This window comes from Pedobacter aquatilis, assembly GCF_032678405.1.
In the GTDB taxonomy this organism is placed as follows: Bacteria; Bacteroidota; Bacteroidia; order Sphingobacteriales; family Sphingobacteriaceae; genus Pedobacter; species Pedobacter aquatilis_A.
The window spans coordinates 208074-223578 of sequence record NZ_JAVTSJ010000001.1; the positions used below are offsets into that span (position 1 = coordinate 208074).

The following is a 15505-nucleotide window of genomic DNA, read 5'->3' on the forward strand; positions in this document are numbered from 1 at the left end:
TTGGCTTTTCTTATTTAAAACTAAAACTTATAACAGCTGTTTAATCATAAACAAAAAATCATGTCGAAGTTTTCAGAATTAATTAATGGCGATAAACCCGTTTTGGTAGATTTTTTCGCAGAATGGTGCGGTCCATGTAAAATGATGAAACCAATTTTAGAGCAGCTGAAATCGCAGGTTGGTGATTCAGTATCCATTATTAAAATTGATATCGATAAAAATCAGTCTGCCGCATCGGCTTATAGCGTTCAAAGTGTACCGACTTTAATGCTATTTAAACAAGGTAAACAGGTTTGGCGGCAGAGTGGTGTTTTACAGGCTTCGCAATTGAAGCAAATCATTGATGCCAATACCTAAACTTCAACAACACGATTTGGCGTTACAGCAAATATATGTTCCTGCGATTTTGGATATATGTTATACAAGCCTGTGAATGTGCTAAACGCAGGCAACACAGCATATTCTTTTCCGAAATAAAAACAAGGAAATTTTAAGCGTTGCTTTGCTTTTCCAACTATTGTTACGCCCGGATGAATATGTCCGCTAATTGGGTAAAGTTCTTCTTCGGTACATTTTGGTGCATCGTGAATAAAGCAAAAAGGGCCAAGGCAAAAGCTCGGTTCGTGAATCGCTATCTGCATTGATGCATAATCGGCGATTGCCAGGCGATCGTGATTCCCTTTTACCAGTAAGAAATTTACCCCAGCATATTGCTTCTTCCATTCAGAGAATTCATCAATATCGGCATTTAAACCGTGATGAAACATATCGCCATTGATTAGCAAAGTTTTAGGTTGATACTTTTCGATCAGCAAGCCTAAACGTTGCAAGTCATTTTGTGCAATTGTAGAGGGCACCTGAACACCTGCTTGCCTAAAATGAGCTGATTTACCTAAGTGTAAATCGCTAATGGCTAAAAGTTGATGTTGTGGTAAATATAAAGCCCTTTCTTTATCTAAAATCAGTTCTTCTCCGTGGCTGGTAATGGTCATTTATTTAATTTTCTCTGATTCCGCTTTCATCCTTGCAATCCGCTGTTCCAATTCTTCCGAACTCATATTTTCCCTTAAGCTATCCACTTTAATCGGAAAGGAGAGTGGCGTAAAACTTTTAGGGTTAGTAATGATAATCGCGGCATGCTGAATTCTTTCCAATGCAGCAGCTAACCTTGGTTCTTCCAATTGCTGGTAAAATACCTCATCGTAAGCTTGCCGTAAAAGTAAATTATGTTTATCGTAATCGCTAAAAACATTAAAAAATAAACCTGCGGATGACTGGAGGTGTTTATTTGCGACATATTTTCCCGGATACCCTTGAAAAACCAATCCAGAAATACAGGCAATATCCCTGAATTTCCGCCTGGCCATTTCAGTTGAGTTAATGCTTAAAGTGATATCTTCAGTTAAATTTTTAGGAGAAAATACTTCATAAGCAATAGATTCATCCATAGGGATTTCCGTTTCGCTCAAAAGTTCGAAACCGTAATCGTTCATTGCAATGGAAAAACTAATTGGAAGCAATTTGCTTAACCGATAAGCGACTAAAGCCGCTAAAACTTCGTGCACCAAACGTCCTTCAAAAGGGTAAGCAAACAAATGGAAACCCTCTTTATTGTTGATTAGTTCAATTAGTAATTCATCATTCCTCGGAACATGCGAACGTTTTTGTTGTAACAGAAACAGCGGATAAACACTATCCAGCTCTTCATCCTGATGGGTTTTATCTAAAGCCTCATTGTATTTCTTACGCAATACCGAACCTAAATTAGAAGATAATGGTAAACGACCACCATTCCAACTTGGAGAAATAGCATTTTTTTGTTTACTAACCCTAACAATTACCGTCATATCCTTTACATGAACAAATTCCAGCACGCGGCCTGCTAAACGAAAATTATCACCTGCCTTTAAACGTGTTACAAAATATTCTTCTACCATGCCGATGTACCCACCAGACAGGAATTTTACCTTAAGCATGGCATCACTTACAATTGTACCAATGTGTAAACGATGACGCATGGCTAATTGCCGGCTTTTTACTTTCCAAAGCCCATCTTCATCTTTGGTAACCTTTTTAAATTCATTATACGCACTTAAACTATCGCCACCTGAAGTAATAAATTGCATCACCCAATTCCATTCTTCTGGCAAGATTAACTTGAAGGCATGTGTATTTTTAATTTCATCATATATCAGTTTATCATCGAAACCATCACCAATGGCCAGTGTAACCAAATATTGAACAAGGGTGTCAAAAGTCATAATAAAAGGTTCCCTGCGCTCGATATTATTGGTTTTGGCTGCTTCTTTAATCGCAGCAGCTTCTACCAGTTCTAATGCATGTGTTGGCAGAAAATATATTTTAGAAATCTCGTGGGGAGAGTGTCCTGATCGTCCGGCACGTTGTAAAAACCTGGCCACACCCTTTGGCGAACCTACCTGTACTACTGTATCCACCGGTTTAAAATCGACGCCTAAATCCAATGATGAAGTTGCGATAACGGCTTTTAACTGTCCTGTATGTAAAGCATCTTCAATCCAGTTTCGCAGCTCAAAATCTATGGAACCATGGTGTATGGCAATTCTTCCGGCTAATTCTGGTTCTATATTAAGTAAATGCTGGTACCACATTTCAGATTGGCCCCGGGTATTGATAAAAATCAACGTTGTTTTGCTCTTCTCTATGATCGGTAAAAGCTTGTAAGCCAGTTTAAGTCCGAGATGACCTGCCCATGGTAAAGTTTCAATATCATCAGGAATAATCGATTTAATAGCAATTTTCTTTTCTAAATCTGCTTTAACAATGATTCTTTTAGCCTGTTCATCTGGTTCTAAAACATCTAAAGCCTCTTCAATATTACCAATGGTTGCCGAAATTCCCCAAACCCTTAAAAACTGATTTTTCTCCTGTTTTTGTAAACCTTTAATTCTGGAAACCGCAAGTTCTACTAAAACTCCACGTTTGCTTCCTAAAAGCTCGTGCCATTCGTCTGCAACGATACATTTTAGATTTTTAAACAAAGTAGATGAACCCTTTTGAGCCAATAGTAGATGCAAACTTTCCGGGGTAATCAACAGGATTTCGGGCATTGATTTTTTTTGCTGAACCTTTTCAGCTTGTGAAGTATCGCCATTGCGAACACCTACATGCCAATCTAATTCCAACTCTGATAAAGTTTCTCGCATGGCTCTGGCCAAATCTTTAGCCAAAGAACGTAGCGGCGTAATCCATATAAGTTGTAAGCGATCTTTTGCTTTCTTATTATTTCCCTCAGAAGCATTCAGGGCCTCAATTACAACTGCCAGAAATAGTGAAAACGTTTTTCCAAAACCAGTAGGAGCGTTAACTAAACCGCTGTAACCATTAAGATAATACTGCCAGGCATCTTCCTGAAACTGGAAAGGCTTGCGTTTGTTGGTTTTTAACCAGCTTTTTATCTTTTTATAACCTTTGGTTTTGGTTTGATCCATTAGTCTTTAATATTCTTGCTAAATAAGTTAAGTTTTTTTAAAAAAAAATTGAAGCTTTTAACTGGTTACAAAAGTTGATGCAAGTAATTGCTGTAAATCTTCTAGCGTATTAATTTCAGACGCTCTTTTATCTTTTCGCCAACGCAAAATACGGGGAAAGCGCAATGCTAAGCCTGCTTTATGACGCTTACTTTCTGCAATTCCTTCAAAAGCAATTTCAAAAACAAGTTCGGGCTTTACGGTTCTCACCGGACCGAACTTTTCTATCGCATTCCGGGTTACAAAAGCATTTACTTCCTTAATTTCTTTATCAGTTAATCCAGAGTATGCTTTGGCAATAGTGACCAGGTTTTCGCCATCGCGAACAGCAAAGGTATAATCGGTAAAGAAATTTGCCCTTCGTCCGCTACCTTTTTGGGCATATATCATCACTGCATCAACGGTGTAAGGATTAATTTTCCATTTCCACCAATCACCGCGCTTACGGCCGCTATGGTAATGAGAGCTTAACTTTTTAAGCATAATACCTTCGCTGTTGATCGAACGTGAGGTTTGTCTTAATTCGGCAAGTTCTGTCCAGGTTTTACAGTTTATTACCGGCGATAAAATAACGGCACTTTCCTCTAAACTGCCAATTAATTGTTCCAATATCTTTCTTCTGGTGTTTAATGGCTGCTCTCGAAAATCATTCCCTTCATATTCCAGAATATCATAAACAAAAAAGCCAATAGGTGCATCATCGAGCTGTTTTTTACTTATGGTTTTACGGTTTAAACGCTGCTGTAAGGTACTAAAAGATAAAACCTGTTTATTTTGAACGGCCAGGATTTCTCCATCTAACACCACGCCGTCAGGTAAAACATCAATTAAAAAATGTAGTTCAGGAAACTGCTCCGTAACTAACTCTTCGCCGCGGCTCCAGATAAACAGCTCACCATTTCGTTTTACAATTTGCCCACGAATGCCATCCCATTTCCACTCTGCCTGCCATTCGTTTAATTCACCTAACTTTTCGGGTTCCTGTTCTAAAGCATAGGCGAGGCAAAATGGGTATGGCCAGGAACTATCTGTATTGACGTGAATGCCATTAATTAGCTCCTCAAAAGTAATTTCATAAGGATTCCACTTGCCCATAATACTGTGCATAATTTGGGCACTATCCAGCTGACTTTGTTTAGCCAAAGCATTTACAAGCATTTTGTTGGAAACACCGATCCTGAAATTTCCGGAAATAAGTTTATTAAAAATGAACCGTTCCTGAGTTTCTAATGTGTTCCAGGCATTTAAAATGAATTCTTTTTTTGTTTCATCGTCTTTACCTTCCAGGTTGTGCAAATCTTCAATCCATTTATGAAGTTGAAAATCGGAAGTGTTTTCAGCGGGTGGCAGGAGCAGGGCGATGGTTTCACTCAAATCGCCAACATTTGAATAACTTTCTGAAAACAACCATTCAGGTGTTTTCGTAATATCTATTGCCCAATATTTTAATAAGGCCGATTTAATAGGCCTTTTTGGTTTTTTACCTGTAAACAAGGCGATTACCCAAACTTTGTCCTTGTTATCGGCATAGGTGAAATAATCAACCAATGCAGCGATTTTATCGTTGGTTTTATTGCTTAATTCAAGCTGCTGGATAAGTTTAGCAAAACGTTTCATGCTGGCTTTTGATTTTCAGTTTCAGCTAAATCTACTTTGTTTTCTTCGTCATCTTCCTGCCCGAATTTGGTCATTACTTCTTCTGATTCAATACCATTATCGTTAAGGTATCGGCTAAAAGCAGCTGTAAAACCATGGGTAACGTAAACTTTTTCGGCACCAGTTGCTGTAATGGCCTCAATTAAACCGGTCCAGTCTGCATGGTCACTCAAGGCGAAACCTGCATCGGCACTTTGCCAGCGGCGGTGCGCCCGAACCTGCATCCAGCCAGAACAAATTCCGGTTACCGGATGGCTTAAATTTTTAATCCATCGGCTATCCCTCATCGCCGGAGGCACAATTACAATTCCTTTTTGCAGTTCATCTTTGGTTATTTCGGGTGTAATTCTTATGGTGTCGGGCAAGTTTACACCTGCATTAATAATTACTTCGTTTAGGTTTGCAATGCTATTATGTACATAAATTGGAACATTGCCTGTAAGATTTTTAATTAAACGTTGTGCCTTACCTAAACTGTAGGCAATAAGTACACTGGTTTTTTGCTGCGCAATATTATCGTTTATCCAGTTTTGCATTTTACCAAAAACAACATCTTGTTTTTGCCAATTGTAAACAGGTAAACCAAATGTGCTTTCTGATACAAATGAATGGCATTTTACTGGTTCAAAAGCATCGCTAATCCCATCATCCTCTGTTTTATAATCGCCAGAAACAACACATATTTCACCTTTATATTCTAACCTTACCTGTGCAGAACCGATAATATGTCCGGCAGGATAAAATGAAATATTAACACCGTTCCGGACAATTTGCTCCCCATAGTCTAGTGTTTCGACGTTTAAATCTTCGCTGATGCGTCGTTTAATTATAGGCTTTGTTAAAGTATGGCAGAGGTAGTGCTTATTGCCAAAACGTACATGGTCGCTATGGCCGTGTGTGGTTACGGCATAGTCTACTGGCCACCAGGGGTCAATATAAAAATCGCCTTGTTTGCAATAAATACCTCTTTTGGTAAATTCTATTAATGCCATAGTTACTAAACAATTATCTATATGATAAGTTTTAAAAAAATATCGGCTAAAAGCCCGATAATTTAAAATATCGGCTAATTAACCGATAAATAGAAATATCGGCTAATTAGCCGATAACATCTTTGAAATGTAGTTTATTAATTCTATATTGTACTATGATTTGCATAATAACAGGCGATATCGTTGGCTCACGTAAAATTAAAGACAGCTGGCTGCTTAGCTTAAAAACAGCATTAAAAGCAGTTTCAGGACAAAATAATAAGTGGGAAATTTATCGTGGAGATAGTTTTCAGGTAGAGGTTGAAGCAAAAGATGCAATTAAAGCTACCGCTTACCTAAAAGCATGTATCAGAATAAACAAACCTGCTGATGTAAGAATGGGGATTGGAATCGGAGACATCAAAAATAAAAGGAAAAAACTCTCCGAATCGAGCGGAGATGCCTTTGTGAATTCAGGAACTGCTTTTGATAGTTTAAAACAAGCGAAAGTTAACCTGGCCATTAAAACTGATTTTGTTGATTTCGATGAGGAAGTGAATGTTTTAATTAAACTATCTTTAATTGCGATGGACAGCTGGGGAGTAGTAGCCGCAGAAATGGTGAAATTAGCATTAGAAAATGAAAATGCCGTACAAAGCGAACTGGCTGCAATTTCAGGCCGTACACAATCATCTGTTAGTGAAGCTTTAAAACGTGCCCATTATTCAGAATTAATGGAAATGGATAAAATATACCGTAAAAAATTGAACCAGTTATTTGCTGAATAATGGACATTTATTTAATCAAAATTATTATTGCTCACTTAATAGGAGATTTTTTTCTTCAGCCCAACACGTGGGTAAAGGATAAGGAGAAAAAGAAATTAAAATCAGGAAAACTATACCTGCATGTTCTAATTCATATCGCATTGATATTTATTGTTTTTTTAAGTTTTAACGTGTGGAAAACAGCCTTATCAATTGGTATATTACATTTAATAATTGATGCATTAAAATCAAGTTTTCAAACAAAGAAGAATGCCAGGCTATTATTTTTCGTTGATCAGCTCCTGCATTTCAGTTCAATTGTTCTTGTTTGGCATTTTTTTTACAAAGGTTACTTAAACATCAGTTTCTTAAACGAAACTAAAACATGGTTGTTAATATCGGGAGCATTGTTTTTAACGATGCCTACATCAATTATCATGAAAGTAATTATTGCTAAATGGTTACCGGAAAATGATGATGAAAGCCCTAAATCACTACAAAATGCGGGAAAATATATTGGAATATTAGAACGTGTTTTAATATTCGTTTTCATCCTAACCAATCATTTCGAAGCTGTTGGATTTTTACTCGCGGCCAAATCTATCTTTCGTTTCGGCGATTTAAAAGAAGCACACGATTTAAAACTAACTGAATATGTATTGATTGGAACTTTGCTTAGTTTCGGCATCGCCATCATCATAAGTTTGTTAACCCAAATGTTTGTTGTATAAAAAAAGCAGCCCTAAAGCTGCTTTTTAATCTTCTCTTATCTTGCGCCGGGAGGGCAGTTATCTCTTAAAAACTTGGTACAAGTTAATGATAAATGTTCACTGGTACCTTCACCTTCAGAAATACTGTGCGTGCGGTTTGGATAACTCATTAGCTGAAAAACCTTTTTGTTTTTAACCAATTCGTTAATTAACATTTCGGCATTTTGATAGTGAACGTTATCATCACCTGTACCATGAATGTATAATAAGTTTCCTTTTAAGTTTTTTGCATAGGTAATCGGCGAGCCTTTCACATAAGCTTCTTTACTCGGAAAAGGTGTGCCCATATAGCGCTCCTGATAAACATTATCATAAGTTAACTGATTACCAACGGCTGCAATTGCGATACCGGTTTTATAAATTTCAGGGTATTGAAACATTAGGTTCAGCGTAGATGAACCTCCGCCGCTCCAGCCCCAAACAGCTACACGATCTTTATCCATAAACGAATAAGTAGCAAGTAGCTTTTTAGCGGCCATAGCCTGATCGCGGATATTGATTACACCGATATTTTTATAAATACCTTTTCTCCAGGCAGCACCTTTCGGAACTGGTGCACCACGATTATCCATCGATATATAAATGTAACCATCTTTAGCCATATCGCCAGCATACAAACCATTTCTACCAGCTCCATAAGTATCTGAAGCAGTTGGAGAAGCTGGCTCTCCGTATACATAAAATACTACAGGATATTTCTTGTCTGGATTAAAATTATCTGGTTTTTTCATCCAGCCATCTAGTTCAATACCGTCTTCAGTAGTCACTTTAAAAAACTCTACTTTATTTTTAGGTGCTTCTTGTTTAGAAAGTTGCGTAGTAATGCTACCATCCATAGTAAAAGGATTACCAGTAGTAAAGTTCATCCACTCTGTTACTGGCCTAACAACAGAACTATTGTAACCATGGCGTGCAAAAGCAGCATTTGGAGAAATATCATAACTATGCGTACCAGGGAGTAGAGTAGATGGAGTAACTTGCTCTAATTTACCTTTACCATCTAATTTCGTTTTGTATAAATAGCGTTGGGTTGCATTAGTTGGCGAAGCCATGAAATAAACATAATTATTTTTATCATCAATTAACTTAACATCAATAATATCATAGTTCCCTTTAGTTACTAAGGTTTCTTTTTTACCATCGCGGCTAATTCTATATAAATGATTCCAACCATCTTTATCTGATGAAATGGTAAATTCTTTATTATCATTTAACCATTTCCACTCATCCTGGGCATCGATCCACGCTTTAGCTTTTTCCGTGTAAACAGCCTTAGCATTACCTGTTGAAGCATTACAAATAAAAACAATGCTCTCATTTTGTTCACGGTTTAATTGTTGAAGAATGATCTCATTACTATTTGGCACCCATTGCATACGAGGGATATAATGCTGAATATTATCTCCCGGTACATTTAACCAGTTTGTTTTAGCTGAAGCAATATCAACCACACCAATTTTACAAGCAGAAGGATTTTCTCCAACTTTTGGGTATTCTACAGGAATAGTATAGGGATAAATAGAATCGGTATTATTAATCATTAAAAAATTCTTGATTTTCGTGGCATCAATTTGCCAATAAGCGATTGATTTGCCATCAGGGCTCCATCTAAAACCATCACGACAATCGAATTCTTCTTCATAAACCCAATCAAAAGTTCCGTTAATCATGCGATCAGTTCCATCGGTAGTTAAAGCTTTTGAATCCGTTCCGTCAATATTTTCTACATATAAGTTATGTTTGCTAACGTAGGCAACTTTGTTTCCATCTGGAGATAATTTTGCAAACATTAAAGAAGAAGCCGGTTTATCTTTACCAATCTGTGTGATCTTATTGGTCGCTAAATCTACTAACCAGTAATCACCACGTGTATCATAACGCCAAACTTTTTTGCTATTGGTATAAATCAAGGCTTTTGTACCATCGGCAGATAATTGAAAACTACGAACTGGAATTGCGTTATCTTTACCTGAAGGAATTAACAATGCTCTTGAAACTACCGTTTTGCGTTCATTTTTAGGGAGTGTAACTGACACAATTTCACCACCAGCAATCTGGTAATAAGAATTACCATCTTTTGCCCAATTAACACTCTGGGCCTTTGCATCAATTAACAAGCAAACAGCTATGCATGCAACTGATAATTTGAGTAATAAATTTTTAATCATATTAAGTTAGGTCATAAAAAAAGCTTTTTAACTTTTCGGCTAATTTAAATAAAATGCCGTCAGTTAAAAAGCTCTTAATTATCAGATATTGGTTATTTATTCACCACCACCTTGTTGTTGTAATGCTTTCATTTCTGCATAAGTAATTTCATCATAACCTGAAGGGATTTTTGTTATCGAAAGTTCTCCAACTTTACCTTCAGTTATCGATTTTAAGGTCACTGTTGCCATTGATGTTTCGATTAAAACAATAAAACCTTTAACCTCTTTAAATTCAGCTGTAGCAATTGTAACCGGAACATCTACATCTGTAGTAGCCCATAACTCTCCGGTTCCGCCTTTATCATCTTTAAAAGTATATTTTTCAGCATTATAACCAGCAACGGTTTTCTTTTCGCCTGTAGCTTTAAAATCAGAAAACTTAGGTTTTGCAGCATTCGATTCTTCCATTTCAGCTTTAGTCATTTTTGAAGCCAGTTGTTTTTGAGCTACTGGGATATCAACCAAAAGTAAACCTGCGCCACTTTTGTTATCCATAAAAACACCAACAGAAGCAGGTCCAAAATCCATTTCTAACTTTGAAATATCACCATTGAATTTAACTTTTTGCTGCTCGGGAGCTCCTGGTGCATCTATTTTATATTTAAGGCCATAAACCAAAGTACCTTCAGTTATTTTTTTTTGCGCATGAACAATAACTGCCGTGCTTACTAACATTAAAGCGATAACGCTCGTTTTGATTGATTTTAACATGTTTTTATTTTTAGTTAATTTTTACCAGTTAATTTTTTGTTTATTCAGAAACGATTCAATGCCTTTCTTAAAATCTTCACTTTCACGCACACGGGCATTAATTTGTACAGCAATTTCTAAACTTTTCTCCAATAGGGGGTTGTTTGTTTGGGTAATCAGTTGTTTTGTAACCATTAATGAATTGCCCGAACTTTCGCTACACAAACTTAATGCAAATTCGTTAACAGTTTGATGAATTTCGGATGAATTTGTTACAAAATTTATTAACTTATATTCAAGTGCCTTTTCTGCAGAAAAGGTTTTCCCTGTCAACAGGAGTTCTTTTGCAATAGTTTCACTCACCTTTTGTTTCAAAAAGCATGAAACAATAGCAGGAACAAAACCTATCTTAACTTCGGTATAGCCAAAACTACTTTCTGGTGTTGCAAATACAATATCGCAAATAGTAGCCAAGCCACAACCTCCGGCAATTGCATGTCCTTCAACCTGGGCAATAACTACTTTGGGCAAGTAATAGATGGTTGTAAAAAGCTTTTTTAAATTATTTGAATCTGCTACGTTTTCTTCAAAGGTATTTTGTTGCAGTTGCTGTAAATATGCTAAATCAGCACCTGCACTAAAAGTACCTCCATTAGCTTTTAGTATTACAATTTTAACAGTATCATCTTCAGAAGCTTTGATGAAATTTTCAGTTAGCGCAGCAATTAATTGCGGATTAAGCGCATTACGCTTTTCAGGCCGGTTAATGGTTATGGTAGCTATTCGATTATCTACACCATACAAAACCATATTATTCATATTATTGGGTTAGGAAAACCAAATATGCAGGATTTTTCTTTAAAACATGTACTTCTGTTTTATTATTATCTGCAAATCTCTTCAATAAATTAATCCTGTAATCCTTATTTGTTGCATCAATCAATATAGATCCGTATTTAATACCTTTTGAAATGTTTTCGAGTTTAAACTTACTATTCCCGGTTAGCCAAATGTTCGAAAATTTCGCATTTGCGGATAACTTTTTGTAATTAAACTTTTCATCAACAACTAAAATCTTGTGATTATAAAATACTATCTGATTATCTTTTTTAATAAAATTTGGTAAAACAGTATTCTGCTTTAAACTAATAAATTCGATTTGTTCTATTTGTGCTTGCTCTAACGCTGGTTTAACAAAAAACTTAAAGTTTTTATCGCTGGCAGTTAAATCAGTAATTAAAACGCCTTGTCTTCCGGTGATAAATGCAGCGGCATAATTTTTTCTCAAAGTAAAAAAGATAATTTTCTTTTGATAGATGGCTCTTTGGTTATCAATAATTATCAAAACTGAATAAACGATATAAAGCAGCAATGAAGTAAGCAAAAATTTCTTTTTGTATTTAGCCATTGCGAAAACGAACAAACCCAGGGCTAAACTCAAAAGAATCAACTCTGGTAAATTAATCCAAACAGATGAAAGGGTTGAATAGGGCAAATTCGCAATCCATTTCAATACCGAATTGGTTGAAATAATAGTCCATTCCAGAACTGTCGAAATTTTATCGGCAAAAGGAATCAGAACGACAATCCCTAAAATCATAATAAGGATAAGTGGAATTGAAATAAAAAGGTTTCCTAAAAGAAAGTAAACTGGAAACTGATGAAAGTAGTATATACAAAGTGGAAAGGTTACAATTTGAGCTGCAAGAGAAAGTGCTACCAGTTCCCAAACCTTATTGAGCCACTTATTTTTCACATAAATCCATTTGTAAATCTTAGGCTGAAGGTAAATTAATCCGAAAACAGAAAGATAAGAAAGTTGAAAACCAACATCCCAAATGAGGAATGGATTATAAACCAATTGACAAAAAGCAGCAAATGCTAGTGTATTGTAGCCATTTTTATTCTTTGCAAAAGTTTTTGCAGCAATAAAAATGCTGATCATTATAGCTGAACGGACAACCGAAGGAGATAAACCCGTAACTAAAGAATATCCCCAGATAAAGCCACAAATTAGCAGAAACTTAACGATTACAAGTGAACGCCTTCGGTTTAAAAAGGTTAACAGAAAATCGAGCACAAAGAAAATAATGGCAACATGGCTACCAGAAACAGAAAGGGCGTGAATAGTTCCCGTTTTTGAATATGCGGCTAATGTTTCCTTACTTAAATCTGCACGATGGCCTAAAATAAGTGTTGATGCAACCGCGAAAGCTTCATCATTATTAATTAACTTTCTGTACTTATCTATCTGTTTTTTTCTTAAATCAAAAGCAAATTTTAAAACAGGATTACCAATATTGCGATTTGTTTTAGTTAAATGATTTTGATTAATAAATGTTTGTTCATAAATATTTTGCGCAGCTAACCAACGCTTAAAATCAAATTCTGCCGGGTTATAAGGGGGCTCAACTTCAAGATAATTTGCTGAAACAATCAATTCATCACCATATTTTAAATGAACAGGACTGAGGCTATCTAGCTTTAAAGCCAATAACAATTGGCCACTTAGTTTTATTTGATCGGTATTGATATAACCTGAAATAACCCTTGCCTTAAACCTTAAAATATCATTTGTTTTTTCAGGCTCATCATTTACCCAGATTTTTAAAAACTTATAATTCTTTGTACCAAAGTAGTTTGAATTAAGTTTTTCATTATTTAACAGGCAAACAAAGCCGCCAAAAAAGAAGAAAAACAAGAAAATAAAACTTCCGGTTATGCCTTTGAATTTGTAGCCATTTATTCTTTTATAGATAACATTTAAAAGCAAAAGTGTAAGAAATAAGGTTCCTGTTAAAACTATTGTAAGGGCCAGTAATTTTCCAGACGGAAAGAAATAAAACAAACCAATACCTGCAGCCAGGGGAGCTAAAATTCTAACAAACGCATATTCGGCTTTAAACATATTATCAGAACTGATACCTTAACTGAAATTTTATCTCTGATTTTTTATTTCCCTGTATTTCATCCAAATATGTCCCAACGGTTTCTATATCCTTGTAAATAAACATTCCATACCTAGCCCATATATTTAATTTCTTCAAGAGATTATATTTCAGGTTTAAATATGTTCTAAATCCTTTACCGCTATATACACCAAAAGCAAAACTGTACAATACATCATCTTCATAAGCATAAATCCTGCTATTATAACTCGGTGTATCGAAGTAAGCAATCCTTAGGTTTCCGGTAATTTTAGAGAACATAGGCGAGTAGTTGATATCCTGATAAACTAAATAACCAAATTCTTGATTAGCAGCACCTTTTTTATATTGAGAAACCTCAAGTCGGTTCTGAAAACTCCATTTTTTATTGAGTTGCCAGTCTATTTCAGTACGATACCCTTCCTTTTTTACATCATCCAAAAAGTTAATCGGAACTTCCAGATCAGTATTTTGCTGCTTATTTTCGGTTTTAAACCTTAGTAAAATCCTAAAATACTTTTTGGGGCTATAAACCACTTGACTTAATACTTCGTAACCCTTAGATGGAGCATCAACACGGTACTTAAGCCATGGAAACTGAAAATAATCGCCGTAAATTGAAAATGTCCACTTCTTGTTTGGGATTATGTTTAAGCCTGCATATAAACCTTTTTCATTAACAGCTTCACTCGCTTCTGCCAGCGCCTGATTAAAGAAACTATGATAATCTTTCCCATAATTACGATAAGTTATCGCCGCGGAAACCGTTGGAGACAAACTTATTAAAGCACCATTAACATGAGCCAGGCCACTATTGAGGCTTCTTGCAACCTCACCAAAGAAATAAATATTTTTGAATGTATAATTATAATAGGCTCCCAGATTAGTTAATGAATTTCCTGTAAAACTGAATTTATCATAAACGGCTGTTTGTGTTATAAAGTTATTTCCAAATTTCGTTTGATAACCTATTAAACCCAGGCTTAATTCATTTTTAGCATACTGTATTGTTGCTCCGTAAACTTGCTGGCTTAAAGAATTTTGGTTTTTAATTTCCGAAAGTGTTCGGTGATAGCCTGTTTGATTTATAGTTGATTGAACAAGATTACCATCGAAATCAAGACTTTGGCTTGCATCTAAATTTCTGAAAGAAACAAAAGGCGTGAAATCGATATTTTTAAAAAGATTAACCGTAGCTGAAGCACCTCTGAGAAATGAATATTCGTTTGAAGAAGTGTAAGGCCTTAAACCTAAATCTTTCTTTGCCACACTGGTTACATCCGGTCCCTTACCAAAAGAAAACCCCGACCAAAGTGTTAAGCCCTGCCCGAATTGTAAAGTATAATCGCCAATAACTAATTTTCTCAGTTTGCCTAACTTAAAAAGAGCAATATTTCCCGAAAAGAAATCAAATGGTTTCCCAATAAATTTTTCGCCAGCATCCTTATCAAGTGTAATAGCTGCCGAAAGTATGGAACCATAATGAAAGCGATAGCGGGTTTGAAAGCGTTCCGGAGAGCCTAAATACCTGTTCCCTGGTAAATTGGTGTATCCTTTTTGTTTTTCTAAAACCTGGGCATAACGCATTACCAAATCACTTTCACCAAATGTTAAGATATTTTTAAGGCTTAGTTTTTCATATTCGGTGATAGGAGATACCGTAACGAATGGAAGTAAGTTTTGAACGGTTTTAATATCAAAGCCGTCTATACTTTGCAGTTCCAAAACATCAACAAATTTTCCATTCTCTTTAGTGTAGTTTAAGAAATTACTGATTTGAAGTGGAGAAAGAAAAACCATTGTCTTAAGTTCTTCAGATGTAGTTTTATTCAGGTTTATGGGGTGTTTTCTATACCTGGTTAAAACGTCGATTAATTCAGTCATATCGTAATCGTCAGGAAGATTTTCTGCCACACTTTCTAAAATATCCCGTATATCAACCTCTTGTTCTGCTACCTGTGCATTTGCAGTAAGTCCGATCAAAACAAATGCAATCATAATCAGC

12 protein-coding genes are annotated in these 15505 nt (G+C 35.8%); 3 read left to right on the forward strand and 9 right to left on the reverse strand.

What is annotated here, in order from left to right; all coding sequences use genetic code 11:
* Positions 1–60: 60 nt before the first annotated feature.
* On the forward strand, positions 61–357 hold the full coding sequence (trxA, locus tag R2R71_RS00900) for a thioredoxin (protein ID WP_316829349.1): 297 nt from the start codon (positions 61–63) through the stop codon (positions 355–357).
* On the opposite strand, the gene pdeM is transcribed toward trxA, so the two are convergent.
* From pdeM to R2R71_RS00920, 4 genes are read right to left on the reverse strand one after another with little or no spacing between them, the layout of a single operon-like run.
* The gene (gene pdeM / locus R2R71_RS00905) at positions 354–992 is read right to left on the reverse strand and encodes a ligase-associated DNA damage response endonuclease PdeM (RefSeq protein WP_316829350.1); all 639 of its coding nucleotides are present in this window, start codon (positions 990–992) and stop codon (positions 354–356) included. The two genes, trxA and pdeM, sit on opposite strands and share 4 nt — an antisense overlap.
* Complete coding sequence (locus tag R2R71_RS00910; RefSeq protein WP_316829351.1) at positions 993–3470, reverse strand: ligase-associated DNA damage response DEXH box helicase; 2478 nt, start codon at positions 3468–3470, stop codon at positions 993–995.
* Positions 3471–3527: 57 nt separating this feature from the next.
* On the reverse strand, positions 3528–5126 hold the full coding sequence (locus tag R2R71_RS00915) for an ATP-dependent DNA ligase (protein ID WP_316829352.1): 1599 nt from the start codon (positions 5124–5126) through the stop codon (positions 3528–3530).
* Complete coding sequence (locus R2R71_RS00920; protein ID WP_316829353.1) at positions 5123–6157, reverse strand: ligase-associated DNA damage response exonuclease; 1035 nt, start codon at positions 6155–6157, stop codon at positions 5123–5125. The genes R2R71_RS00915 and R2R71_RS00920 overlap by 4 nt, the downstream gene beginning before the upstream one ends.
* A gap of 155 nt (positions 6158–6312) precedes the next feature.
* Here R2R71_RS00920 and R2R71_RS00925 point away from each other — a divergent pair, with 155 nt between their 5' ends.
* The gene (locus tag R2R71_RS00925) at positions 6313–6924 is read left to right on the forward strand and encodes a SatD family protein (protein WP_316829354.1); all 612 of its coding nucleotides are present in this window, start codon (positions 6313–6315) and stop codon (positions 6922–6924) included.
* Entirely contained in the window at positions 6924–7634 is a 711-nt protein-coding gene (locus R2R71_RS00930) for a DUF3307 domain-containing protein (RefSeq protein WP_316829355.1), read from the forward strand. The genes R2R71_RS00925 and R2R71_RS00930 overlap by 1 nt, the downstream gene beginning before the upstream one ends.
* 35 nt (positions 7635–7669) lie before the next feature.
* Here R2R71_RS00930 and R2R71_RS00935 read toward each other — a convergent pair whose 3' ends face one another.
* The 5 genes from R2R71_RS00935 to R2R71_RS00955 all read right to left on the reverse strand — a co-directional run bounded on the left by R2R71_RS00935 (position 7670) and on the right by R2R71_RS00955 (position 15498).
* Positions 7670–9841 (reverse strand): S9 family peptidase, encoded by a 2172-nt coding sequence (locus tag R2R71_RS00935; RefSeq protein WP_316829356.1) that lies wholly within the window; start codon positions 9839–9841, stop codon positions 7670–7672.
* Positions 9842–9937: 96 nt separating this feature from the next.
* Positions 9938–10594: a DUF4412 domain-containing protein gene (locus R2R71_RS00940; RefSeq protein WP_316829357.1), complete on the reverse strand. Its 657-nt coding sequence runs from the start codon at positions 10592–10594 to the stop codon at positions 9938–9940.
* Between the two features lie 21 nt (positions 10595–10615).
* On the reverse strand, positions 10616–11392 hold the full coding sequence (locus tag R2R71_RS00945; RefSeq protein ID WP_316829358.1) for an enoyl-CoA hydratase/isomerase family protein: 777 nt from the start codon (positions 11390–11392) through the stop codon (positions 10616–10618).
* Between the two features lies 1 nt (position 11393).
* Positions 11394–13481, reverse strand: a complete 2088-nt coding sequence (locus R2R71_RS00950; protein ID WP_316829359.1) for a ComEC/Rec2 family competence protein — start codon at positions 13479–13481, stop codon at positions 11394–11396.
* Positions 13482–13485: 4 nt separating this feature from the next.
* Positions 13486–15498, reverse strand: a complete 2013-nt coding sequence (locus tag R2R71_RS00955) for a helix-hairpin-helix domain-containing protein (RefSeq protein WP_316829360.1) — start codon at positions 15496–15498, stop codon at positions 13486–13488.
* Positions 15499–15505: the final 7 nt, after the last annotated feature.

Coding starts and splice junctions, on each gene's coding strand:
- trxA (WP_316829349.1), top strand. CDS start 61: ATGTCGAAGTTTTCAGAATTAATTAATGGCGATAAACCCGTTTTGGTA.
- pdeM (WP_316829350.1), bottom strand. CDS start 992: ATGACCATTACCAGCCACGGAGAAGAACTGATTTTAGATAAAGAAAGG.
- R2R71_RS00910 (WP_316829351.1), bottom strand. CDS start 3,470: ATGGATCAAACCAAAACCAAAGGTTATAAAAAGATAAAAAGCTGGTTA.
- R2R71_RS00915 (WP_316829352.1), bottom strand. CDS start 5,126: ATGAAACGTTTTGCTAAACTTATCCAGCAGCTTGAATTAAGCAATAAA.
- R2R71_RS00920 (WP_316829353.1), bottom strand. CDS start 6,157: ATGGCATTAATAGAATTTACCAAAAGAGGTATTTATTGCAAACAAGGC.
- R2R71_RS00925 (WP_316829354.1), top strand. CDS start 6,313: ATGATTTGCATAATAACAGGCGATATCGTTGGCTCACGTAAAATTAAA.
- R2R71_RS00930 (WP_316829355.1), top strand. CDS start 6,924: ATGGACATTTATTTAATCAAAATTATTATTGCTCACTTAATAGGAGAT.
- R2R71_RS00935 (WP_316829356.1), bottom strand. CDS start 9,841: ATGATTAAAAATTTATTACTCAAATTATCAGTTGCATGCATAGCTGTT.
- R2R71_RS00940 (WP_316829357.1), bottom strand. CDS start 10,594: ATGTTAAAATCAATCAAAACGAGCGTTATCGCTTTAATGTTAGTAAGC.
- R2R71_RS00945 (WP_316829358.1), bottom strand. CDS start 11,392: ATGAATAATATGGTTTTGTATGGTGTAGATAATCGAATAGCTACCATA.
- R2R71_RS00950 (WP_316829359.1), bottom strand. CDS start 13,481: ATGTTTAAAGCCGAATATGCGTTTGTTAGAATTTTAGCTCCCCTGGCT.
- R2R71_RS00955 (WP_316829360.1), bottom strand. CDS start 15,498: ATGATTGCATTTGTTTTGATCGGACTTACTGCAAATGCACAGGTAGCA.